This is a genomic window from Streptomyces sp. NPDC058086 (genome assembly GCF_042885015.1).
Classification (GTDB): domain Bacteria; phylum Actinomycetota; class Actinomycetes; order Streptomycetales; family Streptomycetaceae; genus Streptomyces.
Genome location: NZ_JBHVST010000014.1, coordinates 40077 through 65369, shown reverse-complemented (window position 1 = coordinate 65369; position 25293 = coordinate 40077). Strand labels below are relative to the sequence as shown.

Sequence of the window (25293 nt, the reverse complement as noted above, 5' to 3'; positions counted from 1 at the left end):
ACTGTGGGTTACTGCGACAAAGCGGTTCTGATCAGGGAGTAGGACATGGCCACGAAGGCTGAGAAGATCGTCGCCGGGCTCGGCGGCATCGACAACATCGAAGAGGTCGAGGGCTGCATCACCCGCCTGCGTACCGAGGTCGTGGACCCGAGCAAGGTCGACGAGGCCGCCCTGAAAGCCGCCGGCGCCCACGGCGTCGTCAAGATGGGCACCGCCATCCAGGTCGTCATCGGCACCGACGCCGACCCCATCGCCGCGGACATCGAAGACATGATGTGACCGAGAAGACGTGATGTGAACCGACGCGAACCGACGTGAGTCGATCTGGGTCGATGTGAGTCGAAGGGGCACCCTTGAGCCCCGTACCTCACCCTTGAGGGGCCGCTTCCACAACCGGAGGCGGCCCCTCGGCCGTATGCCGCTAGGCTCAACGCCATGTCTCGAATCGACGGCCGCACCCCCGAACAACTGCGCCCCATCACCATCCAGCGCGGCTGGAGCAAGCACGCCGAGGGCTCCGTCCTCGTCTCCTTCGGCGACACCAAGGTGTTCTGCACCGCCTCCGTCACCGAGGGCGTCCCACGCTGGCGCAAGGGCAGCGGAGAAGGCTGGGTCACCGCCGAGTACTCCATGCTTCCCCGCGCCACGAACACCCGCGGAGACCGCGAGTCGGTCCGCGGCAAGATCGGCGGCCGTACGCACGAGATCTCGCGCCTCATCGGCCGCTCCCTGCGCGCCGTCATCGACTACAAGGCGCTCGGCGAGAACACCATCGTCCTCGACTGCGACGTCCTCCAGGCCGACGGCGGCACGCGCACGGCGGCCATCACCGGCGCGTACGTGGCGCTGGCCGACGCGATCACCTGGGCGCAGGCCAAGAAGCTGGTCAAGCCCGGCCGCAAGCCCCTGACCGGCACCGTCTCCGCCGTCTCGGTCGGCATCGTCGGCGGGATCCCCCTCCTGGACCTCTGCTACGAGGAGGACGTGAAGGCCGACACCGACATGAACGTCGTCTGCACCGGCGACGGACGCTTCGTCGAGGTCCAGGGCACCGCGGAGGCCGAGCCCTTCGACCGCAAGGAGCTGAACGCCCTGCTCGACCTCGCCGTCGCCGGCTGCGACGAGCTCGCGGCGATCCAGCGGGCGACCCTCGAGGCAACCGCGGAATAACCCTTCGCGTTCTTAGGGGTACGGGCGTACGGTCCAGCCGTGCGCCCCCGTCGGCCCCCGCACGGGCCGAGCCGACCGCGCCACAGGGTCGACCACATGTTTGTCCACGGGGAGGGACCGTTCCATGGCCGCGCGCCACCGACGCCGCACAGTCGCATTCGCCGTCGCCGCCGTACTCGTCGCCCTGCCGGCGGCCGTCGGCTGCGACGCCGTCAACAAGGCCCTGGACTGCGTCCAGACCGCCGACTCCATCGCCGACAGCGTCACCGACCTCCAGCAGGCCGTCGAGAACGCGGCGAACGACCCGACACAGACCGACGAGTCACTCAACGCGATCGAGAACAACCTCGACAAGATCGGCGACAAGACGGACAACGCCGACGTCAACAAGGCGGTCGACGACCTGAACAAGGCCGTCGGCAACGTCCGTACGGCCGTCAAGAACGGCGACAACACCCCTGACGTCAGCCCGGTCACCGACGCGGCCGGAGAACTGACGAAGGTCTGCACGCCGTGACGAGCGGCTCTCCGGCCCCTGGATACTGGTCCCCATGACCCGCCTGATCCTCGCCACCCGCAACGTCGGAAAGATCACCGAGCTGAAGGCGATCCTCGCCGACGCCGGTCTCACCCATGACCTCGTCGGCGCGGACGCCTACCCGGACATCCCCGACGTCAGGGAAACCGGTGTCACCTTCGCCGAGAACGCCCTCCTCAAGGCCCACGCCCTGGCCCAGGCCACCGGCCTGCCCGCCGTCGCCGACGACTCCGGCCTCTGCGTGGACGTCCTGAACGGCGCCCCCGGCATCTTCTCCGCCCGCTGGGCAGGACGGCACGGGGACGACAGGGCCAACCTGGACCTCCTCCTCGCCCAGCTCTCGGACATCGCCGACGAGCACCGGGGCGCCCACTTCGCCTGCGCGGCGGCGCTGGCTCTCCCCGACGGCACGGAACGAGTGGTCGAGGGCCGGCTGCGGGGCACGTTGCGCCACACCCCGGTCGGCACGAACGGCTTCGGCTACGACCCGATCCTCCAGCCGGAGGGGGAGAAGCGGACGTGCGCGGAGCTCTCCCCCGAGGAAAAGAACGCGATCAGCCACCGGGGGAAGGCGTTCCGGGGGCTGGTGGCGGTGGTTCGGGAGTTGTTGGGCTGAGACACGGAGAGGGGCCGCCTCGCCGGACGGCCCCTCTGTGCGTGCGGCCGGTGGGACTCGAACCCACACGGGCTTTCGCCCACGGGCTCCTAAGGCCCGCGCGTGCTGCCAATTTCGCCACGGCCGCGTACGCCGCCATGCTACCGGTCCCGTGGCGATTGCCTATCTGGTGTGTCGACGACCTCCTCGACACCAGGTGCTGGTGATCGCGTGACAGTTGGGGCACAGCAAACGGAGGTTCTCCGGGCGGTCGTCGCTCCAGTCTCCGTTGATGTGGTCGACTTCCAGCGTCATGGGTTTTCCGAGCCACGCAGATCCAGTGCCGCACTCGGCACATTGCTCGGGTATGCCGATTTGGCGGAGCGCTCGGCGTAACTGCGAAGTCCTAGTCCGGCGCTTCCCGCTGTGCTGGATCAGAATGTCCTCCGGCCGTTTGGCAGGCGAAGTACCCGGCCTTCCCCGCTGGTGTGCCTGCCCCAGGAAGTGAGTGGTCGGGAGGCATTCTTCGGTGATCCACTGGCGAAACATCGCGCGTTGGCTGCCGTTGTCCGGGCGGCCGAGGTGGCGAAGCGCTTCGGCAATGGAGAACGACTCTGCCACGGCCACGCGCAGTTCGTCAGACGTAGGCCGAGTCTGTTTGGTATGGCTGCCGCAGTGGCGGAAGTGCGAGATGTCGATCCCGAACTGAGCGAAGCGTCTCGTCAGGTAGCGCCGGAGGTAGCCGTATGGCTGGGTGCCGAAGAAGGCGATGACCTCGTCGATGTCGGAGCACTGTTCGGCGGCTTGCGTCATCCGCTCGCGGGTGTACTGCACACCACTGCTCATGAGGCGCCGCCCTTGGCGCGTCCTTTGGCGCGACCGCGGTAACTGTCCGTCGTGGAGTGGCAGTTGGGGCAGAGGAACCGGAGGTTCTCGATGCGGTTGTCGCGCCAGTTGCCGTCGATGTGGTCGACCTCCAGGGGGAGGGGGTGACCTCGCCAGGTCGGCTCCGTGCCACAGCGCGCGCAACGTTCGGGCACGCCCAGGGTCGTCATCGCCCGTTTGAGTTGGCCGCTCGGGATGCGCCGGGCATGACCAGCCGACTGCTCGACGAGCAAGGCCTCCGGCGTCCGAGGTCGTCTGGTCTCCCCACGTTGGGCCGGGACTTGGAAGTGCGAGGTGTCGATGCCGTACGCCTTGATCCGGCGGTGGATGTTGGTGTGGTGACCGCCCACCGGGTCGAGTCCGAGTCGGCGCAGCACGTCGTACACGCTTGTCGATGCGGAGACGACCGGTTCAAGGATCTCCTTGGTCCACCGCGCTCCCTCATGTTCGAAGTGAGAGGTGCCCACGCCGAGCTTCTTCATCCGCTCAAGGATGTACCGCCGCGTCGAACTCTTCGGATCCACCCCCAGTTTCGTCAACGCCTCCGACAACGTCCGAGACGACCTCGCCGCCTCCTCCAACCGCTCCTTGGTGTACGGGCTGACCGGCATGTTTCCCCTCCGTTCCGACCGCGCGTTCGCAGCCTCGTACGGAGTAACGAACCGTTTATCGGATGGTCACGTCCGGCTTTTGGTACTCTGCTGATCAGTAGTCACGCCTTTCGGATTCGGACACGACGTCCGCCCGGGAGGCTTTTTTCATGCCCCGGACCCGAAACCTTTGGAGGGGGACCATGTCCGACACGACCGTGCGCCTCGCCCACGTCACCGACCGCCCCGTACTCGACCGTCTCTGGGCGCTGTTCCAGCACGATCTGTCCGAGTTCCGGGGCGTGTTGCCCCGTCCGGACGGGTCGTTCCGCAGTGAGCGGCTGGAGGCGGTGTTCGCGGACGGTGACCGGGCGCCGTATCTGGTGACGAGCGGTGAACGCCCCGTCGGGTTCGCCTTCGTGCGAGGGCTGGACGGTCCGGTCCGCGTGCTCAGCAGCTTCTTCGTGGTGCGCGGGGCGCGTCGGACGGGGATCGGGCTGCGTGCCGTCCGTGAGGTCGTCGCCCGGCATCCGGGACCGTGGGAGGTCGCCTTTCAGGACGACAACCCGGACGCCGTGCGCTTCTGGCGCCGCGTCGCCGCCGATATCGCGGGTGATGCCTGGAGGGAGGAGCGCAGGCCGGTGCCTGGGCGACCGGACCTGGCTCCCGATGTGTGGATTTCGTTCTGACGCGGCGGGAGTGCGTGCCTCAGTGTCCCGACGTCACCTTCAGGCCCACCACGGCCACCAGGAGCAGGCAGACGAAGAAGATGCGGGCGGCGGTCGCCGGTTCGCCGAGGACGAGCATGCCCAGTAGCGCCGCGCCGGCCGCGCCGATGCCCACCCAGACGCCGTAGGCGGTGCCGATGGGGAGGGACTTGGCGGCGTAGGAGAGGAGGACCATGCTCGCGACGATGCCCGCGCCGGTGAGAACGCTGGGGACGAGGCGGGTGAAGCCGTCGGTGTACTTCATGCCGACCGACCAGCCGACTTCGAGCAGCCCGGCGACGAGCAGCAGGATCCAGGCCATGGGAGGCACCTCCGTGAGTGATCAACAGGGGTGCGTCGTCTTTGCCTGGGAGCCTTTTCGCTCTCCGCCCGGTACGGCGCGTCTCGTCGGGTCCTTCCAACGTCTTCCACGGTAGCAAAGCGCAGGCAAAAGGGGCTGGTGACCATGGTCACCAGCCCCGTCATGTCGGTTACGCCCTACAAATACAAGCCGGTCGTGTCCTCGGAGCCCTCGAAGCGGTCCGCTGCCACGGCGTGCAGATCGCGCTCGCGCATGAGCACGTACGCGATCCCCCGCACCTCGACCTCGGCCCGGTCCTCGGGGTCGTAGAGGACACGGTCGCCCGGTTCCACCGTCCGTACGTTCTGCCCGACCGCGACGACGTCGGCCCAGGCGAGGCGTCGGCCGACGGCCGCCGTCGCGGGGATCAGGATGCCGCCGCCGGAACGCCGCTCGCCCTCGGCGGCGTCCTGCCGCACCAGCACGCGGTCGTGCAGCATCCGGATGGGCAACTTGTCGTGGTGGGGGGTCTGCTTGTCCCGATTGGCGCTCACGCCCAGAACCTACCTGCCTTTGAGCCGTCCGTACGCAGCCGGGTCGAGCCGGCCGAGCCGAGTCGAGCCGGGGTCGAGCCGTTGTCAGCGCTTGCGTCGCCGTGAGCCCGCCACCATCAGGCCCACGACCCCGACCGCGACGAGTGCGAGGGGCACGATGCGCTCCAGGCGCGGCGCGCCGTCCTCGGTGACGAACTGCCCCTTCACATCGCCGACCACCCGGTTCACGCCGACGTAGGCGCGGCCGAGCGTGTGGTCGATCTGGGAGGCGACCTTGGCCTTGGCGTCCCCGACGATCGTCTTCGGGTGGACGCGCACGCCGATCTCGTCGAGCGTCTCGGCGAGTGTTTCGCGGCGGCGCTTGATGTCCGCCTCGATCTGCGCCGGAGTCCTGGTATCCGACGTTCTCGACGTATCCGACACCGCGCTGCCTCCGTGGTCGTGTTCCGGTCTCTGCCTCTGTGCCGTCGACAGTCTGTCAGTTCGGGCCGCCGCTCACCCCTCGGCACCCCCATTACGCTCGTTCCCGTAGTTCCGTAAGCATTCACCCCGGCCACGTGAGGTTCCGATGAGCGAGCGACTCCAGCCTGGCGACACCGCCCCCGCCTTCACCCTGCCCGACGCCGACGGCAACGAGGTCTCCCTCGCCGACCACAAGGGCCGCAAGGTCATCGTCTACTTCTACCCGGCCGCCCTGACTCCCGGCTGCACGAAGCAGGCCTGTGACTTCACGGACAACCTCGACGTGCTGGCCGGTGCCGGGTACGACGTCATCGGCGTCTCCCCGGACAAGCCCGAGAAGCTCGCGAAGTTCCGCGAGAAGGAGTCCCTGAAGGTCACCCTGGTCGGCGACCCCGACAAGACCGTCCTGGAGGCGTACGGCGCCTTCGGTGAGAAGAAGCTGTACGGCAAGACGGTCGTCGGCGTCATCCGCTCCACGGTGATCGTGGACGAGGAGGGCAAGGTCGAGCGGGCGCTGTACAACGTCAAGGCGACCGGGCACGTGGCGAAGATCATCAAGGATCTGGGGATCTGAGTCCGGGCGCGGGTCATTGCGCGGGTCACTGTTTTCGTGACGTCAGTGCGCTCAGTGGCCCCGCTCCCGCGGTCGTCCCCGCCGTACCGCCGCCGTCCGTGGTCCCGCCCGACGGGGCCGCGGTGTCGCCGCCGGTGGTGGTGCCCGCGTCCGTGGTGCCGCCGGTGGTCGTTCCGTCGGTCGTGCCGCCGCCGGTGGTGGTGCCGCCGTCGGTCTGGCCCTGCGTCTGGCCTTGGATCTGACCCTCCGTCTGGCCCTGGGTCTGGCCGTCCGTCTGGCCCTGGGTCTGCCCCTGGGTCTCGTCCGGGGGCGGGCTCTGGGTGGCCGTCTCGCCCGTGGTCTGGCCCCCGTTGTCCTGGCCGCCGGTGCCGGGGGTCTGGTCGGTGGGGCCGGTGCTCGGGAGCTGCTGCTCCTCCGCGCCCGGCTGGAGCTGGAGGTCGAAGTCCTTCGCGCTGCTGCCCTTGAGCGCGGCCTTCGTGTACTGCGCCCAGATCTGCGCCGGGTAGCCGCCGCCGTTGATGCGGGCCTGGCCGAGGGCGCCGTAGAGCGACTCGTGGGTGCCGGTGTCGGGGTCCTGGCCCATGACGGAGACGACGGTGGCGAGGTCGGGGGTGTAGCCCGCGAACCAGGCCGCCTGGTCCTCCTCGGCGGTGCCGGTCTTGCCCGCGGCGGGCCGGCCGGCGGCCAGCGCGGCGGTACCGGTGCCGCCCTCGACGACGCTCTGCAGGATGGACGTGGTGGTGTCGGCTGCCTCCCGGGGCACCGCCTGCTCGGTGTCCTGCTTGGGCAGGCTCACGGCCGGCGTGCCGTCCTTGGTGACCTTCTCGACGAGCGTGTACGTGCCGTGCTTGCCGTGGTTGGCGAGTGTCGCGTACGCCTCCGCCATGTCGAGGACGCTGGCCGTGGACGGGCCGAGCGCGATGGACGGGGTGGCGGTCAGGTCGGGAGTGTTGGAGGGGATGCCGAGGGCTTCGGCGGTCTGCTTGACCTTGCCGGGGCCGACGTCGACGGCCATCTGCGCGTACACCGCGTTGACGGACTTGTCGGTGGCGGTGCGTACCGCGATGGGCCCGTACGAGATCTTGTCCTCGTTCTCGGGCGCGTACGAGCCGCCGTTCCAGCCCTGCACGGGGCGCTTGTTGGTGCCGTCGTAGACCGTGTTCGGGGTGATCGTGCGGCCGTCCTGCGTCTGCGAGCCGTTCTGCACGGCCGAGGTGAACACGAGCGGCTTGAAGGTGGAGCCGACCTGGTAGTCACGGCGTGTCGCGTTGTTCACGTACTGCTTGGTGTAGTCGATGCCGCCGTACATCGCGACGACCTTGCCGGTGGCCGGGTCGATGGAGACGCCGCCGGCGCGGACGTACCGGTCGACCTTGCGGTTCTTCTTGTCGAGGTTCGACATCACCTGGTCGTCGACGGCCTTGACGAAGGCGTTCTGCCTGGACTTCTGGAGGGTGGTCGTGACGCGGTAGCCGCCGGTGGTCAGGGTGTCCTCGTCGATGATCTTGTTCGAGACGAGGTAGTCTTTGACCGCCTGCACCAGGTAGCCGCGCTGGCCCGACATGGCGGCCGCGACCACTTCCTGCTTGGGCTGCGGGAACGTGGCCTTGGCCCGGTCCGCCGGGGTCAGCCAGTTCTTCTTGACCATGCCGTCGAGGACGTAGTTCCAGCGGGCGAGCGCCGCGGACTTGTTCTCGGGGTGCGCGACCACGTCGTACTCGCTCGGCGCGTTCAGGAGCGCGGCGAGGTAGGCACCCTGACCGATCGTCAGGTTCTTGGCGTCGACGCCGTAGTACGCCTGGGCGGCGGCCTGGATGCCGTACGCGTTGCGGCCGTAGTAGCTGGTGTTGAGGTAGCCCTCGAGGATGTCGTCCTTGCTCTTCTGGCGGTCGAGCTTGATGGAGATGAAGAACTCCTTCACCTTCCGCGTGGCGGTCTGCTCCTGGCCCAGGTAGTAGTTCTTCACGTACTGCTGGGTGATCGTCGAACCGGACTGCTTGCCCTTGCCGGTGACGGTGTTCCAGCCGGCGCGGATCATCGCCTTGGGGTCGACGGCCGACTCGGTGTAGAAGTCGCGGTCCTCGGCGGCGAGCGCCGCGTGCTGGGCGTCCTTCGAGATCTGCGCGAGCGACACGTTCTCGCGGTTGACCTCACCGTCGCGGGCGAGCTGGCTGCCGTCCGCGTAGAGGTAGACGTTGCTCTGCTTGGTCGCGGCGGCGTTCGCGGACGGGATCTTGACCAGGTAGTAGCCGAGTGTGAACAGGCCGATCACGAGCAGTATCGCGCCGAGGAACGTGCCGAGCACCATCCGCCAGGTCGGGATGAGCCGCCCCCAGCCCGTCCGCTTCCGCCTGGGCTTCTTCCCCGCCTCGCCCGGCATCCCCGGCGTGTCCGTCCCACCCGGATCGCCCGGTGCGCTGTCGCTGCCCGGCCCGCCCGGTGCCGCTTGAGGCGCCGGTTCCGGTTCCGGTTCCCTCAGGGCCCAGCCCTGGCTGCTCTGCTGCGGCTGCGGCTTGTCACTCATCTGTTCGCCGGACTCCTGTTTCGCATCGTACGTTCCCGTACGCCCTCATACGCCTGGTGCGCCCCCTGATGAAGACTGTCGCACCAAGCGTTCCGTTCCCGGATCCCGGCACGTGTCGCGCCTGAAAATGCCTGGCAGGCGAAGCCGGGCGGGGCTAGGCTCCTGCGCTTCGGCCACAACGGCCCTTTTGACGCAAGGAGGACATCCTCGTGGGGACAGGGCGGTTGTACACGGCCGTCGCGATGGGCGGGTTCCGGCGCTACGCCACTTATCGGACGGCGACGGCGGCGGGGGTGTTCACCAACACCGTCTTCGGGCTGATCCTGGCGTACGTCTTCATGGCGTTGTGGGACGAGAAACCGCACCTCGGCGGCTATGACCAGGCCCAGGCGCTCACCTATGTGTGGCTCTCCCAGGCGCTGCTCATGGCGATGGCGACGATGGGCGGCGGCTTCGAGGACGAGCTGATCGAGCGCATCCGTACGGGTGACATCGCGATCGACCTGTACCGACCCGCCGACCTCCAGCTGTGGTGGCTGTCCCAGGACGCGGGGCGGGCCGTGTTCCATCTGCTGGGGCGCGGAGTGGTGCCCCTGGCGTTCGGTGCGCTCTGCTTCGAACTGGCGCTCCCCGCCGACCCGCTGACCTGGATCGCGTTCCTGGTCGCGGTCGCGCTCGGAATCGTCGTCAGTTTCTCGCTCCGCTACCTGGTGGCGCTGTCCGCGTTCTGGCTGCTCGACGGGGCGGGCGCGGCGCAGATGTCCATGATCGCGGGTGTCTTCTGCTCGGGGATGCTGCTGCCGCTGAACGTCTTCCCGGGCGCGCTGGGCGAGGTCGTACGCGCCCTGCCCTGGTCGTCCCTGGTCCAGGGCCCCGCGGACGTTCTGCTCGGCACCGCGGATCCCCTGGCCACGTTCGCCTTCCAGGCGAGCTGGGCGGTGGGGCTGCTGGCTCTGGGCCGGCTGATCCAGTCAGCGGCGACACGGAGGGTGGTGGTGCAGGGTGGCTGACTCGGCGGAGGTACCGGAAACCTCACGGGGCTCAGGGGAGTCGGTCATCTCCGGGGAGCGGGCGGCTTCGGCGGTCCTGGGTGCGCCGCAGGGGACGTATGCCCGAGTGCGGGACGGAGTCCGCGCCTACTGGTTGATCGCCGGGATGTGGATCCGCTCCACGATGGCCTACCGTGCCTCCTTCGTGATGACCACCTTCGGGAACTTCGCGGCGACCGCCCTCGACTTCGTCGCCATCCTGCTGATGTTCTCGCGGGTCGACCGGATCGGCGGCTACAGCCTGCCGGAGGTCGCCTTCCTGTACGGCGTCTCGGCGACCTCCTTCGGGATCACGGACCTGGTGGTCGGCTCGATGGACCGGCTCGGACGCCGGGTGCGCGACGGCACCCTCGACACGCTCCTCGTACGCCCCGTCCCCGTACTCGCCCAGGTCGCCGCCGACCGCTTCGCGCTGCGCCGCCTCGGCCGGGTCACCCAGGGGCTGCTGGTCCTCGGGTACGCGATCGGCGTGCTCGACATCGACTGGACGCCGCTCAGACTGCTCATGGTCCCGCTGATGCTGCTGTGCGGCGCCGCCATCTTCGCGGCCGTGTTCGTGGCGGGCGGAGCCTTCCAGTTCGTCGCGCAGGACGCCTCCGAGGTGCAGAACTCCTTCACGTACGGCGGCACCACGCTCCTGCAGTACCCGCCGACCGTCTTCGCCAAGGACCTGGTGCGCGGGGCCACCTTCGTGCTCCCGCTGGCCTTCGTGAACTGGCTGCCCGGGCTGTACGTGCTGGGCCGGCCCTACCCGCTCGACCTGCCGACCTGGATCGCCTTCACCCCGCCCCTGATCGCGGCGGGCTGCTGCGCGCTGGCGGGGATCGCCTGGCGGGCGGGACTTCGTTCGTATCGCAGCACGGGGAGTTGAACCGACATGGAAACAGGCCTGATGACGGACCCGGTCAGGGATCCGGTGGGCGACTTCATCCAACTCGACGGCGTCGAGAAGGTCTTCGACGTCCGCAAGAAGACCGGCTTCCTGCGCAGCGAACGGCGCCAGGTACGGGCCGTGGACTCCCTCTCCTTCACCGTGGCGCGCGGTGAGATGGTCGGCTACATCGGCCCGAACGGCGCGGGCAAGTCGACCACCATCAAGATGCTCACCGGCATCCTCACCCCGAGCGCCGGCCAGCTGCGGGTGGCGGGCATCGACCCGTCCCGTGAGCGGACCCGCCTCGCGCAGCGCATCGGGGTCGTCTTCGGGCAGCGCACGACCCTGTGGTGGGACCTTCCGCTGATCGACTCCTACCGGCTGATGCACCGCATGTACCGGATCCCGGACGCCCGTTACCGCGAGAACCTCGACCGCTGTGTCGAACTCCTGGATCTGGAAGCCCTGTTGGACGTGCCGGTGCGCCAGCTCTCACTGGGGCAGCGGATGCGCGGCGACATCGGGGCGGCGCTGCTGCACGACCCCGAGGTCCTCTACCTCGACGAACCCACCATCGGCCTCGATGTGATCAGCAAGGCCAAGGTCCGTTCCTTCCTGCGGGACCTGAACGCCGAGCGCGGCACGACGGTGCTGCTGACCACGCACGACCTCACCGACATCGAGCAGCTGTGCCGGCGGGTGATGGTCATCGACCACGGGCGGCTGATGTACGACGGTCCGCTGACCGGGCTGCACGAGGTGGGGGAGAGCGAGCGGACCCTCGTGGTCGACCTGGAGCGGGAGCTCCCGCCGATCGAGGTGGACTCGGCGCGGGTGGTGAAGGTGGAGGGGCCCCGGCAGTGGCTCGCCTTCCCCGCGGCGGCGTCGGCGGCGGAGCTGGTGGCGCGGATCGCGGCCGAGTTCCCCCTGGTCGACCTCTCGGTGCGGGAGCCGGACATCGAGGCGGTCATCAGCCGCATGTACGCGGAGAAGGCTCTCTCGTAGGCTGGCTCCCATGACCGAGGATGAGCCTTCCAGGGGAAGCGACGACCAGCGACCGACGCCGCCTGACCCCGGATCCCCGAGCCCGGAGCTCCGGGCCTCCGACGCCGATCGTGAACGAGTCGCCGAACAGCTGCGGGACGCCCTCGCGGAGGGCCGCCTCGACATGGAGGAGTTCGAGGAGCGGCTGGAAGCGACGTTCAAGGCACGGACGTACAGCGAACTGGCGCCGCTCACCCGCGATCTGCCCGGCGTGCACGCCGTGGCCCCGGTCTCCATGGTCAAGCAGCCCGAGGAGAGCGGGAGTTGGGCGGGGCGGATCGTCGGCGGCGAGGGCTCGTCCTCGTGGGGTGTCGCGATCCTGTCGGGCTTCGAGCGCAAGGGCGGCTGGACGGTCCCCAAGCGCTTCAACTCCTTCGCCTTCATGGGCGGCGGCGAGATCGACCTGCGCGAGGCGAACTTCGCGGACCGCGAGGTCGTCGTCAACGTCGTCGCCGTCATGGGCGGCGTGAACGTCATCGTGCCGCCCGGCGTCGAGGTCGTCGTCCGCGGCATCGGCATCATGGGCGGCTTCGACCACCGCGAGGAGGGGCGGGCCGGGGACCCGGGTGCCCCGCGCGTGATCGTGACGGGCTTCGCCTTCTGGGGCGGCGTCGGCGTGGAGCGCAAGCTGACCCGTGCCGAGCGGCTGCGCCTGAAGGAGGAGCGCCGCCAGGAGAAGCTGGAGCGCAAGAGCGCCCGCAAGGAACTGGAGGGCTCACGGCGGGACGGCCTCGGCGACATGTTCGACGTCCTCGACGACGCCCACGACCTCATCCGCGAACGCCACGAGGAACGCAGGGAGCGCCAGGAGGAGCGCCGGGAACGGCACCGGGAGCGCCGGGACGAGCGGCACAGGCGAAGGCACGGCGGTTAATAGGCGCCCCTTCGGGGGCGCGGGGCTGTGACATCGTGCGGCTCCGCCGCGTGGGCGCGACCAGCCACAACGGTGCCGCAGCCGAAAAACGACCGGACGCTACAGCTCCGCAGGCGCCGCCCCCTTCAGATCCCCGAGATCGAACACCTCCGCCATCCGCTCGTACCCCTTGTCACTGGGATGCAGATGGTCCCCGGAGTCGTAGTCGGCCCGCAGCCGCCGCGGATCGTACGGATCCCGCAACGCCTCGTCGAAGTCGACGACGGCGTCGTACACCTTCCCCGCCCGGATCTCCGCGTTGACGGCCCGGCGTACGGCGTCACGCGACCGTGAGTACCCGCGGTGCCCGCCGAAGGGCATCAGCGGCGCCCCGACGACCCGCAGTCCGCGCGCATGCGCCCGCCGCACCATCTCCCGCAGTCCGTCGGTGACGGCCCGCGGATCGACCTCACCCTGGTTGCGCAGGATGTCGTTGACGCCGAGGTCGATGACGACGGCCTTGACGTTCGTACGGCCGAGCACGTCGCGTTCGAGACGGTTCAGGCCGCTCGGGTTGTCGGCGGGTCGGCCGAGTCCTTCGGCCAGGACCTGGTTGCCGCTGATGCCCTGGTTGACGACGCTGTAGCGAGGCAGGTCGCCGGAGCCGGCCGCGGTGCGCAGCCGGTCGGCGAGGACGTCCGTCCAGCGGTGGTTGGCGCCCTCCGTGGAGGTGATGCCGTCGGTGATCGAGTCGCCCAGGGCGACGACGGTGCCGACGGATTCGGCGCTCAGTACGTCGAGGGCGGTGAGGTAGCGCCAGTGCGGGGTCTGCTCGGTGTAGGCGGTGGCGGTCACGTCCTCGGTGCGGTCGCCCTGGGCGGCGTACGAGATCTGCCGTGCGTGCGGGTGGTAGGTGACCGGGCCGGACGGGGTCGGGGAGTACGTGGTCACGAGGACGTCGGAGTCGCGCGGGATGCGCACGCGGACGGCGTCGCTCATGATCTGCGCTCCGGCCGGGACGATCACGGTGGTGCTGCTGGAGAAGGTGAGGCGGTGCATGGTGTCGGCCACCGCCGCCGCGTCGTTCTCGGCCGCGGCGACGGCGATCGAGGCGTGCGTGATGTTCAGCGGCTGCTGTCCGTAGAGGTTGGACAGGGTGATGCGGGCTTCGGTGCCGCCGACGTCCGTGTGCACGACGTTGCGCAGGGAGCGGCCGGCCATGCCGTTCGTCTCGGTGCCGGGCTCGGCTCCGGCGGGGGAGGCCGACCAGGTGCCGACCCAGGTGCCGGCTGAGGCGGGGGCGGCCGAGTCGCGCGGGGCGCGGTTGTCGGCGGTGGCGTTACGGGTGCCGCCGGTGCCGTCGTCGGCGGCGACACCCACGTATATGGCTCCGGATATGGCCACGATCATGGCGATGACGGCGGCCAGCAGGGCATAACCATGACGCTTGGTCATGCGGTGCGTGTCTCCTCGGGCGAGGGGAGCCCGAGGCTCCGAAGTGATGATCACATGATGCGGTACGGCGTGGAGAGGAAATCGACGGGACCCCCTCCCGTGGCCTCGAACGACCCTGGGACGCCCCGGAGGTGTCCCTGAGACGCCCCTGAGATTTCCCGGAGACGGCCCCAGGATTCCCCTGAGTTCCCCCCGCCCGAACAGACGCAGGGAACTCCTGTTCCGTTCCGGGAGTCGGTCAGGAAGGGACAATGTGTACGGAGCCCTCGGACGGCGCGGCGAACGGGTGGAGTGAATGGAACGAACAGAACCGGAAGACGCGGGCGCCGAAGGGCAGCCCGCCCGGTCCGGCGCCTCCGGCAACCGCGCGACGACCGCCGTCGACCAGGCCGAACGCGCGACGGCCGGCCCCGCCCGGGAGCGGCGCGCGACCACGGCACCCGGCCCGCCGAACCGCGCGATGACGTCGTTCAGCCCCGCCGACGAGGAGAAGCGTCGCGGTGTCCGCCGAATGAAACTGACGGCCACCGGCCTGCTGCTCTTCGTCGCCCTCGTGTACGTCCTCGCGAAATGGGCGTCCCACGAGGGTGCCGGCCCCTGGGCCGGCTATGTCGCGGCGGCCGCCGAGGCCGGCATGGTCGGCGCGCTCGCCGACTGGTTCGCCGTCACGGCCCTCTTCCGCCATCCGCTCGGCCTGCCCATCCCGCACACCGCGATCATCCCCACCAAGAAGGACCAGCTGGGCGTCTCGCTCGGCGAGTTCGTGGGCGAGAACTTCCTCTCCTCCGACGTCGTACGACAGCGCCTGCGCGCCGTGGGCATCGGCAGCCGCCTCGGTGCCTGGCTCGCCGAACCGGAGCACGCCGACCGGGTCACCGCCGAGCTCGCCGCCGCGCTCAGAGGCGCCCTGACCGTGCTGCGCGACTCCGACGTGCAGGCGGTGGTCGGAGAGGCGATCACCCGCCGCGCCGACGCCCAGGAGATCGCGCCCGGCATAGGGAAGATGCTGGAGAAGATCGTCGCGGACGGCGGCCACAAGCGATTCGTGGACCTGGTCTGCATCCGCGCCCACGACTGGCTGGTGCTCCACGACGAGCAGGTCATGGACGCGATCCAGGGCGGCGCGCCCGGCTGGACCCCGCGCTTCGTCGACAAGAAGGTCGGCGAGCGGGTCTACAAGGAGCTGCTCCGCTTCGTCACCGAGATGCGCGACGCCCCCTCCCACCCGGCCCGCGGCGCCCTCGACCGCTTCCTCACCGACTTCGCCTCCGACCTCCAGTCCGACACCGACACCCGCGCGCGCGTGGAGCGCCTGAAGGGTGAGGTGCTCGGCCGCGGCGAGGTCCAGGACCTGATCGCCTCCGCCTGGACGGCCGTACGATCCATGATCGTGTCCGCCGCCGAGGACGAGCGCAGTGAGCTGCGGCTGCGCGTGCGGGCCTCCCTGCTCTCGCTGGGCGCTCGCATGGCCACCGACCCCAAGCTCCAGGCCAAGGTGGACCGGTGGGTCGAGGGCGCGGCGGTGTACGTGGTGACGACGTACCGGACCGAGATCACCTCCCTCATCACCGACACGGTGGCCGGCTGGGACGCCGAGCACACGACCAGGAAGATCGAGGCCCACATCGGCCGTGACCTGCAGTTCATCCGGATCAACGGCACGGTGGTGGGCTCGTTGGCCGGGTTGCTGATCTTTACGGTGTCGCGGATCGTGGGGGCGTAGATCCCTCTCGGGAAGGCGTGACCGCACTCGGGCGGGCGTAGGCCGTGCTCCGGAGGGAACCCGGGCAGGCGTCGCTCGACGAGGAGGGAGCCTCATGTCCACCGTTGAGGAAAAGGGCCGGGGGGAGGGCCGGGATCAAGGCGGGGGCCGGGTCACCACCGCCGTTCCCGCTCGTCTCGACCGCCTCCCCTGGTCACGCTGGCACTGGACCGTGGTGATCGGCCTCGGCACGGTGTGGATCCTCGACGGACTGGAAGTCACGGTCGTCGGCAACATCGCCGGACGCCTCTCCGAGCCCGGCAGCGGCCTGCCGATCACCTCCGCGCAGGTCACCGGCACCGCGGCCGCCCTCTATGTCGCCGGCGCGTGCGTCGGGGCACTGTTCTTCGGCCGCCTCACCGACCGCTTCGGCCGCAGGAAACTGTTCATGGTCACCCTGGCGGTGTATCTGGGGGCCACGGCTCTGACCGCCGTCTCCTTCGAGCCCTGGTGGTTCTTCACCTTCCGCTTCCTCACGGGCTTCGGCATCGGCGGCGAGTACGCGGCCATCAACTCCGCGATCGACGAGCTGATCCCCTCCCACTACCGCGGCCGGGTCGACCTGATCATCAACGGCAGCTTCTGGCTGGGCGCGATCGGCGGCTCCCTGCTGTCGATCGTCGCGCTGGACACCGACCTCTTCCCGGCGAACATCGGCTGGCGGCTGACCTTCGCGCTCGGCGTGGTCCTCGGCCTGGTCATCCTCCTCGTACGCCGCAATGTCCCGGAGAGCCCACGGTGGCTGCTGATCCACGGCAGACAGCAGGAGGCCGAGCAACTGGTGGCCTCGGTGGAGGAACGGGTCCGCGCCGACCTCGGCGGCCGCGAACTGCCGCCTCCCGCCGGGGAGATCACCATCCATCAGCGCAAGAGCATCGGCTTCCTCACCATCGCCCGCACGGTCTTCGCGACCTACCGCAAGCGCGCCGCGCTCGGCCTCTCCCTCTTCATCGGCCAGGCGTTCCTCTACAACGCGATCACCTTCGGCTTCGGCGCGATCCTGACGAAGTTCTACGACGTCCCGGCGGGCGCCACCGGCTACTACTTCGCCGTGATCGCGTTCGGCAACTTCCTCGGCCCGCTGCTGCTCGGCAAGCTCTTCGACACGGTCGGCCGCCGCCCGATGATCTCGTCGACGTACCTGCTCTCCGGGCTGCTGCTGTTCGGCACGGCCTGGCTGTTCGGCCGGGGCTCGCTGAGCGCGGTGACCATGACGGCCTGTTGGTGCGTGGCCCTCTTCTTCGCCTCGGCGGGCGCGTCGAGCGCCTATCTCACCGTCTCCGAGATCTTCCCGATGGAGACCCGCGCGATGGCCATCGCCTTCTTCTACGCCATCGGCACGGCGGCCGGCGGCATCAGCGGACCGCTGGTCTTCGCGAACCTCACCCAGTCCGGCGTGGTCGGCGACACCGTGCTGGCCTTCCAGATCGGCGCGGGCCTGATGTGCGCGGCGGGGCTGGTCGCCGCGTTCCTGACGGTGAAGGCCGAACGACGCTCGCTGGAGGACATCGCGACCCCGCTGTCGGCGGCGGCTCCGGCGGACTCCGCCTGAGCACATGACCTGAGTACGGGACGTGAGTACGGGAACCTGAGTACGCGTACTCTGTCGGCCCGCCGCCCGGGCGGGAACCCTCGTACGCATGACCGAGAAGCTGTTAGGCCCTCTGCGAACGCGCCCCTGGCCGGAACGCTGGCTGACGCGCGTGCTCGGCGCCGCCCTCTCCGGCGCGGCGTACCTCCTCTGCCTCCCCTGGGACCTGCGCAACCGCCCCGGGGCGACCGGGGCGATCACCGAGACGACCTCGATGACCGTCCTCGGCGCCGTCCTCCTCGGCGTGGCCCTGCTGCTCCTGGCCGCCTACCTCGGCCGCCGGGACGCGCTGGCCTGGCCCCTGCTGCTGGTGGCGGGGCCACCGGCCGCACTGATGTACATCTCCTTCCACTCCCACCCGGAGCCCCCGGACGCGGCGGTCTGGCCGCTCACCTGGGCCTTCTTCACGCTGGTGGTCGCGGCGGGAGTGCTGATCGCGACGGCGGTGGCGAGGCGGTACCGGGCGGCGGACTGGGCGAAGTCCTCGGAATCCTGGGACTCCGAGGGCTCCGAGGGCTCCGCGGGCTCCAGGGCCTCCGGGGACTCGTCGGACGAGGCGCTCAGCCTCGCCCGGTGGTGGTGATCGCCCGGCGGGGGAGGACTGGCGAACCCTGGAAGTGACGATCTATGGAGCGTAGAAGCGACGATTCACGAACCGTAGAAGTACCGCGTGCCCTTCTCGATGAAGTACGCGGCGTAGATACGCCCGAGGGCCGGCTTGCCGCGGTACATGCCCACGTACGGGCGGGAACTGTCGACCACGACGGGCCGTGTCATACAGGCGAACCGGACACGCTGGCGCTCCTCCGCCCACCGTACGGCGGCCGGGTCTACGCGGTCGCTGACCAGGACGGGGAAGGCGCCGACCCCGTTCTGCAGACCGACGGGCAGGCCGCCCTTGGTGTCCTTGGCGTACTTCGTCACCTGTTCGGTGAAGCCCTCGACGACCGGCACGGTGATCTCCGGAACCGCGGCGGCCACGGTGAACAGATGCAGCTTCGTCGCCATCCAGCGCAGCCGGAAGTCCGACCGCCGCCCCACCAGCACGGGCACCCCGGCCCAGTCCTCCCAGCGGGTGGCGCAACCGTCGGCCGTCAGCCGGCCCTCCAGGGTGGCGAGGTAGGCCGCAGGGGCCGAGGGCGTCGACGGATCGTGTGGTTCGTACACCTGTCCATGCATGAGCCGGATCCTAGGGCTAGGCGCCCGTGGTGGACCCCGGTCGGACAATCATCAGGATCGTGACGGTGGCCCAGAGGAGGTTGAAGAGCCCGGTGAACATGGCGAGCCGGGCGGTGTCCCGCGGGCCGACACGGCTCGCTCCGGCGTTCGCCGCACCCTGCGCGCCTTCCCCCACGCCTTCCTCTATGGACTCCTCCATGCCCTCCATGAGCGCGGTCTGCCGGGGCAGAACCAGCGCGGCGAGGACGACGGCGGCCAGGGCCGTCAGCGCGATCGAGACGATCAGCCAGGTGTCGCCGAGCACGCCCATGTTCTTGGCCGTGGCGAACCCGAACACGGGCACGGCGACGCCGACCGTCGCGTACACACGGCATATGCGGTGCAGCACCCGGACGGTGGAGAGGGCCTGGGCGTCTTTGGGCTCGGCGAGCGCCTTGCGCGCACTGGGCGGGAACATGCTGGCGGCGACGGTGACGGGTCCGACGGCGACGATCGCGGCGAGGACGTGCACGGCGAGAAGGAACTTGTTCACGGGCTGACGCTAGGGGCTCACGCGATCTTGCAGAAGCGGCACTTCTGCCAGGGTCCAACGGATTCTCGCCAGCCGCCCAGCCGCCCAGCCGCCCAGCCGCCCAGCCGCCCAGCCGCCCAGCCGCCCAGCCGCCCAGCCGCCCAGCCACCGTGTCACGGGGAGTCGGCGACCCGAACGCAGCCGTACGAGGCTGTAGGCGCCCCACGAGGCCATGACGCCACGAGGCCACGACGCCACGAGGCTAAGGGCCCCGCTTGGCCACAATCCGCCGTATGCCTACGCTCTGGCCATGCACACCGTGGCCGTACTGGCGCTCGACCAGGTCATCCCGTTCGACCTCTCCGCCCCGATCGACACCTTCGGCTGGGCTCGGCTGCCGGACGGCCGGGAGCCCTACCGGATCCGGGTCTGCTCGCCCACGGCGGACCAGGAGGTGAGCGCGGGCCCGTTCACCATCCGCGCCCCCTACGGCCTGGAGGCGCTGGCCGAGGCCGACACGATCATCCTGCCCGGCGTCGCGAACCCGGCCGCCCCGCTCCCGCCGGGCGTGACGCAGGCGCTGCGCGCGGCTGCCGCGAACGGCACCCGGATCGCCTCGATCTGCGTGGGCGCCTTCGTCTTCGCCGCCACCGGCCTGCTGGACGGGCTGCGCGCCACCACCCACTGGGTCGCGGCGCAGGACCTGGCGGCCAGGTACCCCGCCGTGACCGTCGACCCGAACGTCCTCTACGTCGACAACGGCCAGTTCCTCACCTCGGCGGGCGCGGCCGCCGCTCTCGACATGTGCCTGCACATGATCCGCCAGGACCACGGTTCGGCGGTCGCCGCGCACGCGGCGCGGATGTCGGTCATGCCGCTCGAACGGGAGGGCGGCCAGGCCCAGTTCATCATCCACGACCAGCCCCCGGTACCGGCCGGCACCACGATGGAGCCCCTCCTCGCCTGGCTGGAGGAGAACGCGGAGCGTGAGCTGACCCTGGAGGACATCGCCGCCCACGCCGGCATGAGCACCCGTACGCTCAACCGCCGCTTCCGCGACCAGACCGGCACCACACCGCTCCAGTGGCTGTACCGCGCCCGGGTCCGCCGCGCCCAGTACCTCCTGGAGACGACCACGTACCCGGTCGAACGCGTCGCGGCCCAGGCGGGGTTCGGTTCACCGACGGCGTTCCGGGAGCGGTTCAAGCGCGTGGTGGGAACGAGCCCGTACGCGTACCGCCGCGCGTTCCAGAGCACGGGACCAACCCCGGTTCCGGTTCCGGTCCCAACCCCGGTCCCGGTCCCGGAATCCGTGTCCGCTGCCGCAGCCTCGTAGGCCCTCAGACCTTCAAGCCATCCGACCTTCAAGCCCTGCGACCCTCAAGCCTTCCGACCCTCAGGCCCGTGGTGCTCTGCGCTTGCTCAGGCCCGGCGGTCGGCCACGGCCCACGAGGCGAGGGCCACGGCACCGGCGACGCCGAACACGGAGGGCCAGGCGCCCACCTTCTTGGCCAGCGGGTGGGACCCGGCGAAGGCGGCGACGTACGCGACGGTCAGCGCCCCGGCGGCCTTCCCACCGGCCTGCCGCCGCCACTGCTGCGCGGCCGTGGCCCCGGCGGCCGCCAGCACCACTCCGCCGAGCTGCCGCTTCTTGGTCCACCGGGCCACGCCGTACCCGCCGATGAGCCCACCCGCGGCCACCGCCGCGGCCGGTACCTTCGCCATTGCTGCCTCCCGCTCCTGCCTGCGTCTGTCGAACAAACCGAGGCTAACGCGCACGAACGGACACCCGACGACCGCCCTACCCCCGCCCTACCCCCGGGCGACCGTGCGGGGACTGTTGTAGGCGGACACGCTGAGCGCCGGACGGTTCGACGGCAGCGCGTGAGCCGGCCAGGACAGGGTGACCGTCCGCGACTCGCCGGGCAGCAGCCAGAGATAGTTGTCGCTGTACAGCGTCGGCAGGACGCGGTCACCGCTGTGATCGTCCAGCAGCGACATCCGGACCATCGGGGCGAGGACCGACCCACGGTTCTTGACGACAGCGGTCAGTTCACGCCGGGTACCGGAGCGCGACACGCGGGTGATCGAGGCCGAGAGCCTGACCTTCGGGAGGTCGTTGAGTGCCTTCATCGCGGCCGGAGTCCGATGGCGCCAGTAGGTGTTGGCCGAGAGCGTACGACCCGCGTGGTCCTCAAGGGTCAGACGCAGCAGGTGCAGATCGGGCAGGTCGTCGCTCCAGTCCACGGCGAAGGAGCGGGTGGTGGTGGCCGACGCGACATCGACCACGGCCTTCCTGCTCCCGCCGACCTGGCGACCGGTGAGGTCGTGGATCCGGGCGGTGACGGTCGCGCCCTCGACCGCGCGGCGCGTGTGGTTCACCACGAGGAGCTGCCATTTCAGCGGGTCGGCCTGGACGTGCAGGGGCTCGCAGGCGGTGCGGGCACCGTAGTAGGTGCCGTTGACGTCGAAGTCGTAGTCATAGGTCTGCCAGACGGTGCTGTGCCAGGCGGGGTGGGACATCCACAGCATGAGGCCGCTGGCGTCGTCCCACAGGTGGGCGTTCCACGCCTCGAACATGCTGCGCGCGTTCTCGTAGTTGACGAACTGCGCCTTGCGGGCGAAGTCGTCGAGGTCCGTCGCGGTGCCCAGGCGCGCCTCGATCGCCGCCCGGTACTGCTGCGGAGCCTGATTCCCGCGTTCACTCCAGTCGTGGTAGTACCACGCTCCGCCTATCGGCCACTCCTTCTCGTCGCCCACCAGATTGCGCATGCTCTCGGCGGTGGAGACGACCGGCATGCCGATCTCGGTGTGGAACCCGAAGCTGTTGCTGCCGTAGGTCGACGGGTCGTAGTACTTCTCGGGCTCCACCCAGTTGTAGGGGCCGCCGCCGGTGATGATGCCTCCGGCGGAGTTGTTCTGGTAGAGGATGCCCGGGGCCTGCTGCTCGACTGCGTCGCGCATGCCCTTGTCGATGGCGGCCGGCGGGTCGCCCTCGTTGGCGCCGCACCACACCACCACGCAAGGGTGGATGCGATAGCGCAGTACGGTGTCATGCGCGATCGCGTTGAACGCGTCATGGTCCGGCGGGTCCATGGCCCAGGCATTGGGGAAGTCGTTCCACACCAGGATGCCGTGTTCGTCGCAACTGGCGTAGAACTCCTCCCGGTTGATGCTGCCGACCCAGTTGCGGATCATCGTGAAGTTCATGTCGCGGTGCATGCGCACCGCCGCGTCCATCCGCTCGGCCGGCATCCGCCGCAGCAGTTCGTCCCAGCCCCAGTTGCCGCCCCGGGCCAGCACCCGTACGCCGTTCACGCTGATCTTCAGCGGCACAGGGCTGTTGTCCACCGACTTCACGTCCGTCCAGGTGTCACCGTCGGGCGACACCTGGATGACGTACGTCTTCGGATAGGCCTGCTCCCACAGGATGGCCACGCGGTCGAAACTCTGGGCGGAGCCGAGGTCGACCTGGATCCACTGGTGGTCCTCGTACTGCGACGACCACCGGCTGTCGGGGCTGCCGTCGGTGGCGGCGGCGGCCGGATGGTCGGACTCCTCCGTGGAGGCCGTGGCCGCCTTGTGCAGGGCCAGGTCGGTGCCCGGGCGGGAGCTGTCGATCACCGACAGGGACCACAGGGAGTTGCCCCAGCTGGTGTGGCGCACACCGCAGTTGATCCGCACGAAGCGGGCCGTGCGGGCGGTGAAGTCCTCCACCTGCAGGCTCGCCCGGTCGGTGTTGAACGGCAGCGGTACGGCGGTGTTGTCCACGGACTTCACGTCCGTCCAGGTCGAGTCGTCCGTGGACACCTGGACCACGTACGTCCGGGCGTAGGCCTGCTCCCACACGAGGTCGACGCCGTCGAAGGACTGCGGGGACCCCAGGTCCACGCGGATCCACTGGTCGTCCTGGTAGGCCGAGGACCAGCGGGTGCCGGGGTCACCGTCGGTGGCGTTGCCGGGGCCGTGGTCGTCGCCGTCCGTCGTGGAGGAGGTGGCGCTCGCGTGCAGGGCGAGGTCGGTGCCAGGCCTGGCGCTGTCGGCCACGGACAGGGTCCACAGGGAGTTGCCCCAGTCCGTGGCCCTGGTCAGGCACTTGACCCGCACATACCGGGCCTGCTGCCTTCCGACCTCCAGCGACTGGGCGCAGGCGTCGCCGGACGAGGTGAAGGGCAGCGGCACGTCGTACTCGTAGCCGAACTGGCGGATACCGAAGCGGGTGGTGCGCCGGTCGCTCTCCGTCCCGTTGACCGAGGCGGCCAGGGTGAGGTCGTGAAGGTCGGGGCTGCCGAGCCCGTTGGGCCACCACAGTGCGGGGTTGCGCAGCCGCAGCCGGCTGAAGGCGTCCGGAGCGAAGGTGACGTCGACGCTCCGGCCGGCCGGGACGGTGACGGCCTTGGAGACACGTATGTCGCCGAAGAACGCGGAGACGGTCGTGGTGTGCTCGGCCGCATCGGCGTTACGGACCGGGACGGTGATGGTGAGTTCGGCGACGGAGGTGTCGGGCAGGTTCGGCAAAGCCGTGTCCACCCGGGGGTCGCCGATGACCACGGGACCCGTGGATCTCAGCCGGACATGGTTCCAGATCCCCGAGACCCGGTCCCGTACGGCGGGCATCCAGTCCCAACCCGAAGCGGCCAGATACGTGGGCGAGTTGAGGTTCATCTGGCCCGCGCCCGCGTCCACCCAGGACTCCCCGGCGGGACCCTTGTCGCCCGGGCTGCCGGGGACGGGCATCGGCGTGATCTTCACCGCCAGCGCGTTCTCGCCCTTCGCGGCGATCCACGCCGTCACGTCATGGGCCGAGCGGGCGAACGGGTAGGTGAGACCTCCCACCTGGTGGCCGTTGAGCCAGATGTCGGCCTGATGGTTGATGCCGTCGAACTCCAGCCAGACCCTGCGGCCATGGCCGGTGCGCAGTCCGGACGGCAGGTCGAAGTCACGCTTGTACCACCAGGAATGGCGGGAGAGCGCCTCGGGGATGTGCAGATTGTTCAGACCGGCGACCGGGTCCGGGAGCTTTCCCTGGTCGACGAGCGAGGCGAGGACCGTGCCGGGCACGGTGGCGGGCAGCCAGCCGCTGGTGTCCACGGCCGGCTTCGACAGGTCGGGGCCCTCGCCGTCGGCCCAGTCGTCCAGGGTCAGCCGCCAGCCGGACTCCAGCGGCACCGTGCCGTCCGCCGCGACGGCCAGCTGCGGAGCCTCACCGTGCTGGATTCCCCAGTCGGTCCAACCGGTGGCCGAGGGCCGCCGCCCGCCGACCGTGCCATACACCTCGAAACCGTTCAAGCCGAGCGGATTGGGACTGGACCGCCGCTGAGCCGTCATCCGCACCCACCGCGCCGTCACCGACCGGGCCAGCGGGATGTCCACCACACCGCCCGTACCGGCGGTCGTGCGGTACACGCTCGTCCAGGAGTCGCCGTCCGTGGACGTCTCGACCACGAAGGCGAGCGCGTAACTGGACAGGATCTCCTTGCCGGTGGTGCCCTCCGCCTTGTTGCCGGTGGCCGGGGGCGTGAAAACCGGATCACTCGCATCGGCCTCGAAGGTGAGGCGAACCCGCGTGACCCGGCAGTCGGCCTGCAGATCGACCGAGATCCACTGCGGATCGTCCCCCGCCGCCGCGCGCCATCCGCTTCCCCGGACCCCGGGCGACGCGAGACGGTCGACCACGAACTCGCCCGGAGCCGGCGCGTAGTCCGTCGAGGAGACCTCGACGGGCCGGTAGGCGGCGAGTTCACCAGACGGCGCCGCCGTGGCGAGCGCGTCACCGCGCCCGGCGGCCGTACTCGTCGCCGGGAACAGAGCGTTCAGCCCAAACCCGCCGAGAAGAGTCGAACCCGTAGTGACCACCGACCGCCGGGAAGGACCGGAAGGATCCCGCGGCGCATGCGACTGACCTGCCATGAACGTGAGTCCCATCAGAAAACAGCGCGGCCGGCGAACACGCGGAGGTGCCGGAGCCGTGGCATGACAACGTTGCCAGAGGTTGTGACAACGTTGCCAAAGGTGGCCGCGCGCCCAAGCTCCTGTCAAGACCTCTCACACGATCACCGTGTTCTGACGGCTCGC

At 69.8% G+C, this 25293-nt stretch carries 25 protein-coding genes and 1 tRNA gene; 14 read left to right on the top strand and 12 right to left on the bottom strand.

Annotated elements, in window-relative coordinates; translation table 11 throughout:
- The first annotated feature begins 45 nt into the window (after positions 1-45).
- The 4 genes from ACFVWD_RS13805 (at position 46) to rdgB (ending at position 2324) form a co-directional block, all read left to right on the top strand.
- Complete coding sequence (locus ACFVWD_RS13805; protein ID WP_030569190.1) at positions 46-279, top strand: glucose PTS transporter subunit EIIB; 234 nt, start codon at positions 46-48, stop codon at positions 277-279.
- 156 nt (positions 280-435) lie between these two features.
- Entirely contained in the window at positions 436-1170 is a 735-nt protein-coding gene (rph, locus tag ACFVWD_RS13800) for a ribonuclease PH (protein ID WP_385369327.1), read from the top strand.
- A 124-nt stretch (positions 1171-1294) separates the two neighbouring features.
- Entirely contained in the window at positions 1295-1687 is a 393-nt protein-coding gene (locus ACFVWD_RS13795) for a hypothetical protein (RefSeq protein WP_389596001.1), read from the top strand.
- Between the two features lie 34 nt (positions 1688-1721).
- Positions 1722-2324, top strand: coding sequence for an RdgB/HAM1 family non-canonical purine NTP pyrophosphatase (gene rdgB, locus ACFVWD_RS13790; protein WP_389595999.1), 603 nt, complete (start codon positions 1722-1724; stop codon positions 2322-2324).
- Positions 2325-2366: 42 nt separating this feature from the next.
- Here rdgB and ACFVWD_RS13785 read toward each other — a convergent pair.
- The 3 genes from ACFVWD_RS13785 to ACFVWD_RS13775 form a co-directional block, all read right to left on the bottom strand.
- A tRNA-Leu gene (locus ACFVWD_RS13785) sits at positions 2367-2451 on the bottom strand.
- A 35-nt stretch (positions 2452-2486) separates the two neighbouring features.
- Complete coding sequence (locus tag ACFVWD_RS13780; protein ID WP_389595997.1) at positions 2487-3149, bottom strand: HNH endonuclease; 663 nt, start codon at positions 3147-3149, stop codon at positions 2487-2489.
- Complete coding sequence (locus tag ACFVWD_RS13775; RefSeq protein WP_389595995.1) at positions 3146-3799, bottom strand: HNH endonuclease; 654 nt, start codon at positions 3797-3799, stop codon at positions 3146-3148. Before ACFVWD_RS13775 ends, ACFVWD_RS13780 begins: the two co-directional genes overlap by 4 nt.
- A 182-nt stretch (positions 3800-3981) precedes the next feature.
- Between ACFVWD_RS13775 and ACFVWD_RS13770 the strand changes: the two genes are divergently transcribed.
- Positions 3982-4467: a GNAT family N-acetyltransferase gene (locus ACFVWD_RS13770; RefSeq protein WP_389595993.1), complete on the top strand. Its 486-nt coding sequence runs from the start codon at positions 3982-3984 to the stop codon at positions 4465-4467.
- 19 nt (positions 4468-4486) lie between these two features.
- Here the strand turns inward: ACFVWD_RS13770 and sugE are convergent, their stop codons facing one another.
- The 3 genes from sugE to ACFVWD_RS13755 all read right to left on the bottom strand — a co-directional run bounded on the left by sugE (position 4487) and on the right by ACFVWD_RS13755 (position 5763).
- Positions 4487-4807 carry a quaternary ammonium compound efflux SMR transporter SugE gene (gene sugE, locus ACFVWD_RS13765; protein WP_389595991.1) on the bottom strand — a complete coding sequence of 107 codons (321 nt, stop codon included), beginning with the start codon at positions 4805-4807 and terminating at the stop codon, positions 4487-4489.
- Positions 4808-4983: 176 nt separating this feature from the next.
- Positions 4984-5286, bottom strand: a complete 303-nt coding sequence (locus ACFVWD_RS13760; RefSeq protein WP_389596118.1) for a GroES family chaperonin — start codon at positions 5284-5286, stop codon at positions 4984-4986.
- A gap of 138 nt (positions 5287-5424) precedes the next feature.
- The gene (locus ACFVWD_RS13755; RefSeq protein WP_389595989.1) at positions 5425-5763 is read right to left on the bottom strand and encodes a DUF3618 domain-containing protein; all 339 of its coding nucleotides are present in this window, start codon (positions 5761-5763) and stop codon (positions 5425-5427) included.
- A 145-nt stretch (positions 5764-5908) separates the two neighbouring features.
- Between ACFVWD_RS13755 and bcp the strand changes: the two genes are divergently transcribed.
- Positions 5909-6376: a thioredoxin-dependent thiol peroxidase gene (gene bcp, locus ACFVWD_RS13750; protein WP_067379715.1), complete on the top strand. Its 468-nt coding sequence runs from the start codon at positions 5909-5911 to the stop codon at positions 6374-6376.
- A gap of 25 nt (positions 6377-6401) precedes the next feature.
- Here the strand turns inward: bcp and ACFVWD_RS13745 are convergent, their stop codons facing one another.
- Positions 6402-8900, bottom strand: a complete 2499-nt coding sequence (locus ACFVWD_RS13745) for a transglycosylase domain-containing protein (RefSeq protein ID WP_389595988.1) — start codon at positions 8898-8900, stop codon at positions 6402-6404.
- Positions 8901-9142: 242 nt separating this feature from the next.
- Here ACFVWD_RS13745 and ACFVWD_RS13740 point away from each other — a divergent pair, with 242 nt between their 5' ends.
- The 4 genes from ACFVWD_RS13740 to ACFVWD_RS13725 are packed head-to-tail and all read left to right on the top strand — an operon-like array spanning position 9143 to position 12741.
- Entirely contained in the window at positions 9143-9910 is a 768-nt protein-coding gene (locus ACFVWD_RS13740) for an ABC transporter permease (protein ID WP_389596116.1), read from the top strand.
- A gap of 46 nt (positions 9911-9956) precedes the next feature.
- The gene (locus ACFVWD_RS13735; RefSeq protein WP_389596114.1) at positions 9957-10820 is read left to right on the top strand and encodes an ABC transporter permease; all 864 of its coding nucleotides are present in this window, start codon (positions 9957-9959) and stop codon (positions 10818-10820) included.
- Positions 10821-10826: 6 nt separating this feature from the next.
- Complete coding sequence (locus ACFVWD_RS13730; protein ID WP_389595986.1) at positions 10827-11828, top strand: ATP-binding cassette domain-containing protein; 1002 nt, start codon at positions 10827-10829, stop codon at positions 11826-11828.
- A 10-nt stretch (positions 11829-11838) separates the two neighbouring features.
- The gene (locus tag ACFVWD_RS13725; protein ID WP_389595984.1) at positions 11839-12741 is read left to right on the top strand and encodes a DUF1707 domain-containing protein; all 903 of its coding nucleotides are present in this window, start codon (positions 11839-11841) and stop codon (positions 12739-12741) included.
- A 99-nt stretch (positions 12742-12840) separates the two neighbouring features.
- Here ACFVWD_RS13725 and ACFVWD_RS13720 read toward each other — a convergent pair whose 3' ends face one another.
- A complete protein-coding gene (locus ACFVWD_RS13720; RefSeq protein ID WP_389595982.1) occupies positions 12841-14175 on the bottom strand; it encodes an SGNH/GDSL hydrolase family protein in 1335 nt (444 codons plus the stop codon).
- A 295-nt stretch (positions 14176-14470) separates the two neighbouring features.
- On the opposite strand from ACFVWD_RS13720, the gene ACFVWD_RS13715 reads away from it, so the two are divergent.
- The 3 genes from ACFVWD_RS13715 to ACFVWD_RS13705 all read left to right on the top strand — a co-directional run bounded on the left by ACFVWD_RS13715 (position 14471) and on the right by ACFVWD_RS13705 (position 18111).
- The gene (locus tag ACFVWD_RS13715) at positions 14471-15898 is read left to right on the top strand and encodes a DUF445 domain-containing protein (RefSeq protein ID WP_389595981.1); all 1428 of its coding nucleotides are present in this window, start codon (positions 14471-14473) and stop codon (positions 15896-15898) included.
- 94 nt (positions 15899-15992) lie between these two features.
- Positions 15993-17489 (top strand): MFS transporter, encoded by a 1497-nt coding sequence (locus ACFVWD_RS13710; RefSeq protein WP_389595979.1) that lies wholly within the window; start codon positions 15993-15995, stop codon positions 17487-17489.
- A gap of 88 nt (positions 17490-17577) precedes the next feature.
- Positions 17578-18111, top strand: coding sequence for a hypothetical protein (locus tag ACFVWD_RS13705; RefSeq protein ID WP_389595977.1), 534 nt, complete (start codon positions 17578-17580; stop codon positions 18109-18111).
- Positions 18112-18176: 65 nt separating this feature from the next.
- Here the strand turns inward: ACFVWD_RS13705 and ACFVWD_RS13700 are convergent, their stop codons facing one another.
- Entirely contained in the window at positions 18177-18707 is a 531-nt protein-coding gene (locus tag ACFVWD_RS13700; RefSeq protein WP_389595975.1) for a levansucrase, read from the bottom strand.
- Between the two features lie 16 nt (positions 18708-18723).
- Positions 18724-19239, bottom strand: coding sequence for a hypothetical protein (locus ACFVWD_RS13695; protein WP_389595973.1), 516 nt, complete (start codon positions 19237-19239; stop codon positions 18724-18726).
- A 289-nt stretch (positions 19240-19528) separates the two neighbouring features.
- Between ACFVWD_RS13695 and ACFVWD_RS13690 the strand changes: the two genes are divergently transcribed.
- Positions 19529-20554, top strand: a complete 1026-nt coding sequence (locus tag ACFVWD_RS13690; protein WP_389595972.1) for a GlxA family transcriptional regulator — start codon at positions 19529-19531, stop codon at positions 20552-20554.
- 86 nt (positions 20555-20640) lie between these two features.
- Here the strand turns inward: ACFVWD_RS13690 and ACFVWD_RS13685 are convergent, their stop codons facing one another.
- Together ACFVWD_RS13685 and ACFVWD_RS13680 are read right to left on the bottom strand one after the other, a co-directional pair.
- Positions 20641-20943 (bottom strand): hypothetical protein, encoded by a 303-nt coding sequence (locus tag ACFVWD_RS13685; RefSeq protein ID WP_075029125.1) that lies wholly within the window; start codon positions 20941-20943, stop codon positions 20641-20643.
- Between the two features lie 87 nt (positions 20944-21030).
- Complete coding sequence (locus ACFVWD_RS13680) at positions 21031-25128, bottom strand: discoidin domain-containing protein (RefSeq protein ID WP_389595970.1); 4098 nt, start codon at positions 25126-25128, stop codon at positions 21031-21033.
- Positions 25129-25293: the final 165 nt, after the last annotated feature.

Coding starts and splice junctions, on each gene's coding strand:
- rph (WP_385369327.1), top strand. CDS start 436: ATGTCTCGAATCGACGGCCGCACCCCCGAACAACTGCGCCCCATCACC.
- ACFVWD_RS13770 (WP_389595993.1), top strand. CDS start 3,982: ATGTCCGACACGACCGTGCGCCTCGCCCACGTCACCGACCGCCCCGTA.
- ACFVWD_RS13720 (WP_389595982.1), bottom strand. CDS start 14,175: ATGACCAAGCGTCATGGTTATGCCCTGCTGGCCGCCGTCATCGCCATG.
- ACFVWD_RS13775 (WP_389595995.1), bottom strand. CDS start 3,799: ATGCCGGTCAGCCCGTACACCAAGGAGCGGTTGGAGGAGGCGGCGAGG.
- ACFVWD_RS13710 (WP_389595979.1), top strand. CDS start 15,993: ATGTCCACCGTTGAGGAAAAGGGCCGGGGGGAGGGCCGGGATCAAGGC.
- ACFVWD_RS13715 (WP_389595981.1), top strand. CDS start 14,471: ATGGAACGAACAGAACCGGAAGACGCGGGCGCCGAAGGGCAGCCCGCC.
- ACFVWD_RS13690 (WP_389595972.1), top strand. CDS start 19,529: ATGCACACCGTGGCCGTACTGGCGCTCGACCAGGTCATCCCGTTCGAC.
- ACFVWD_RS13725 (WP_389595984.1), top strand. CDS start 11,839: ATGACCGAGGATGAGCCTTCCAGGGGAAGCGACGACCAGCGACCGACG.
- ACFVWD_RS13680 (WP_389595970.1), bottom strand. CDS start 25,128: ATGGCAGGTCAGTCGCATGCGCCGCGGGATCCTTCCGGTCCTTCCCGG.
- ACFVWD_RS13795 (WP_389596001.1), top strand. CDS start 1,295: ATGGCCGCGCGCCACCGACGCCGCACAGTCGCATTCGCCGTCGCCGCC.
- ACFVWD_RS13730 (WP_389595986.1), top strand. CDS start 10,827: ATGGAAACAGGCCTGATGACGGACCCGGTCAGGGATCCGGTGGGCGAC.
- ACFVWD_RS13685 (WP_075029125.1), bottom strand. CDS start 20,943: ATGGCGAAGGTACCGGCCGCGGCGGTGGCCGCGGGTGGGCTCATCGGC.
- sugE (WP_389595991.1), bottom strand. CDS start 4,807: ATGGCCTGGATCCTGCTGCTCGTCGCCGGGCTGCTCGAAGTCGGCTGG.
- rdgB (WP_389595999.1), top strand. CDS start 1,722: ATGACCCGCCTGATCCTCGCCACCCGCAACGTCGGAAAGATCACCGAG.
- ACFVWD_RS13780 (WP_389595997.1), bottom strand. CDS start 3,149: ATGAGCAGTGGTGTGCAGTACACCCGCGAGCGGATGACGCAAGCCGCC.
- ACFVWD_RS13805 (WP_030569190.1), top strand. CDS start 46: ATGGCCACGAAGGCTGAGAAGATCGTCGCCGGGCTCGGCGGCATCGAC.
- ACFVWD_RS13760 (WP_389596118.1), bottom strand. CDS start 5,286: ATGCTGCACGACCGCGTGCTGGTGCGGCAGGACGCCGCCGAGGGCGAG.
- ACFVWD_RS13705 (WP_389595977.1), top strand. CDS start 17,578: ATGACCGAGAAGCTGTTAGGCCCTCTGCGAACGCGCCCCTGGCCGGAA.
- bcp (WP_067379715.1), top strand. CDS start 5,909: ATGAGCGAGCGACTCCAGCCTGGCGACACCGCCCCCGCCTTCACCCTG.
- ACFVWD_RS13700 (WP_389595975.1), bottom strand. CDS start 18,707: ATGCATGGACAGGTGTACGAACCACACGATCCGTCGACGCCCTCGGCC.
- ACFVWD_RS13745 (WP_389595988.1), bottom strand. CDS start 8,900: ATGAGTGACAAGCCGCAGCCGCAGCAGAGCAGCCAGGGCTGGGCCCTG.
- ACFVWD_RS13740 (WP_389596116.1), top strand. CDS start 9,143: ATGGGCGGGTTCCGGCGCTACGCCACTTATCGGACGGCGACGGCGGCG.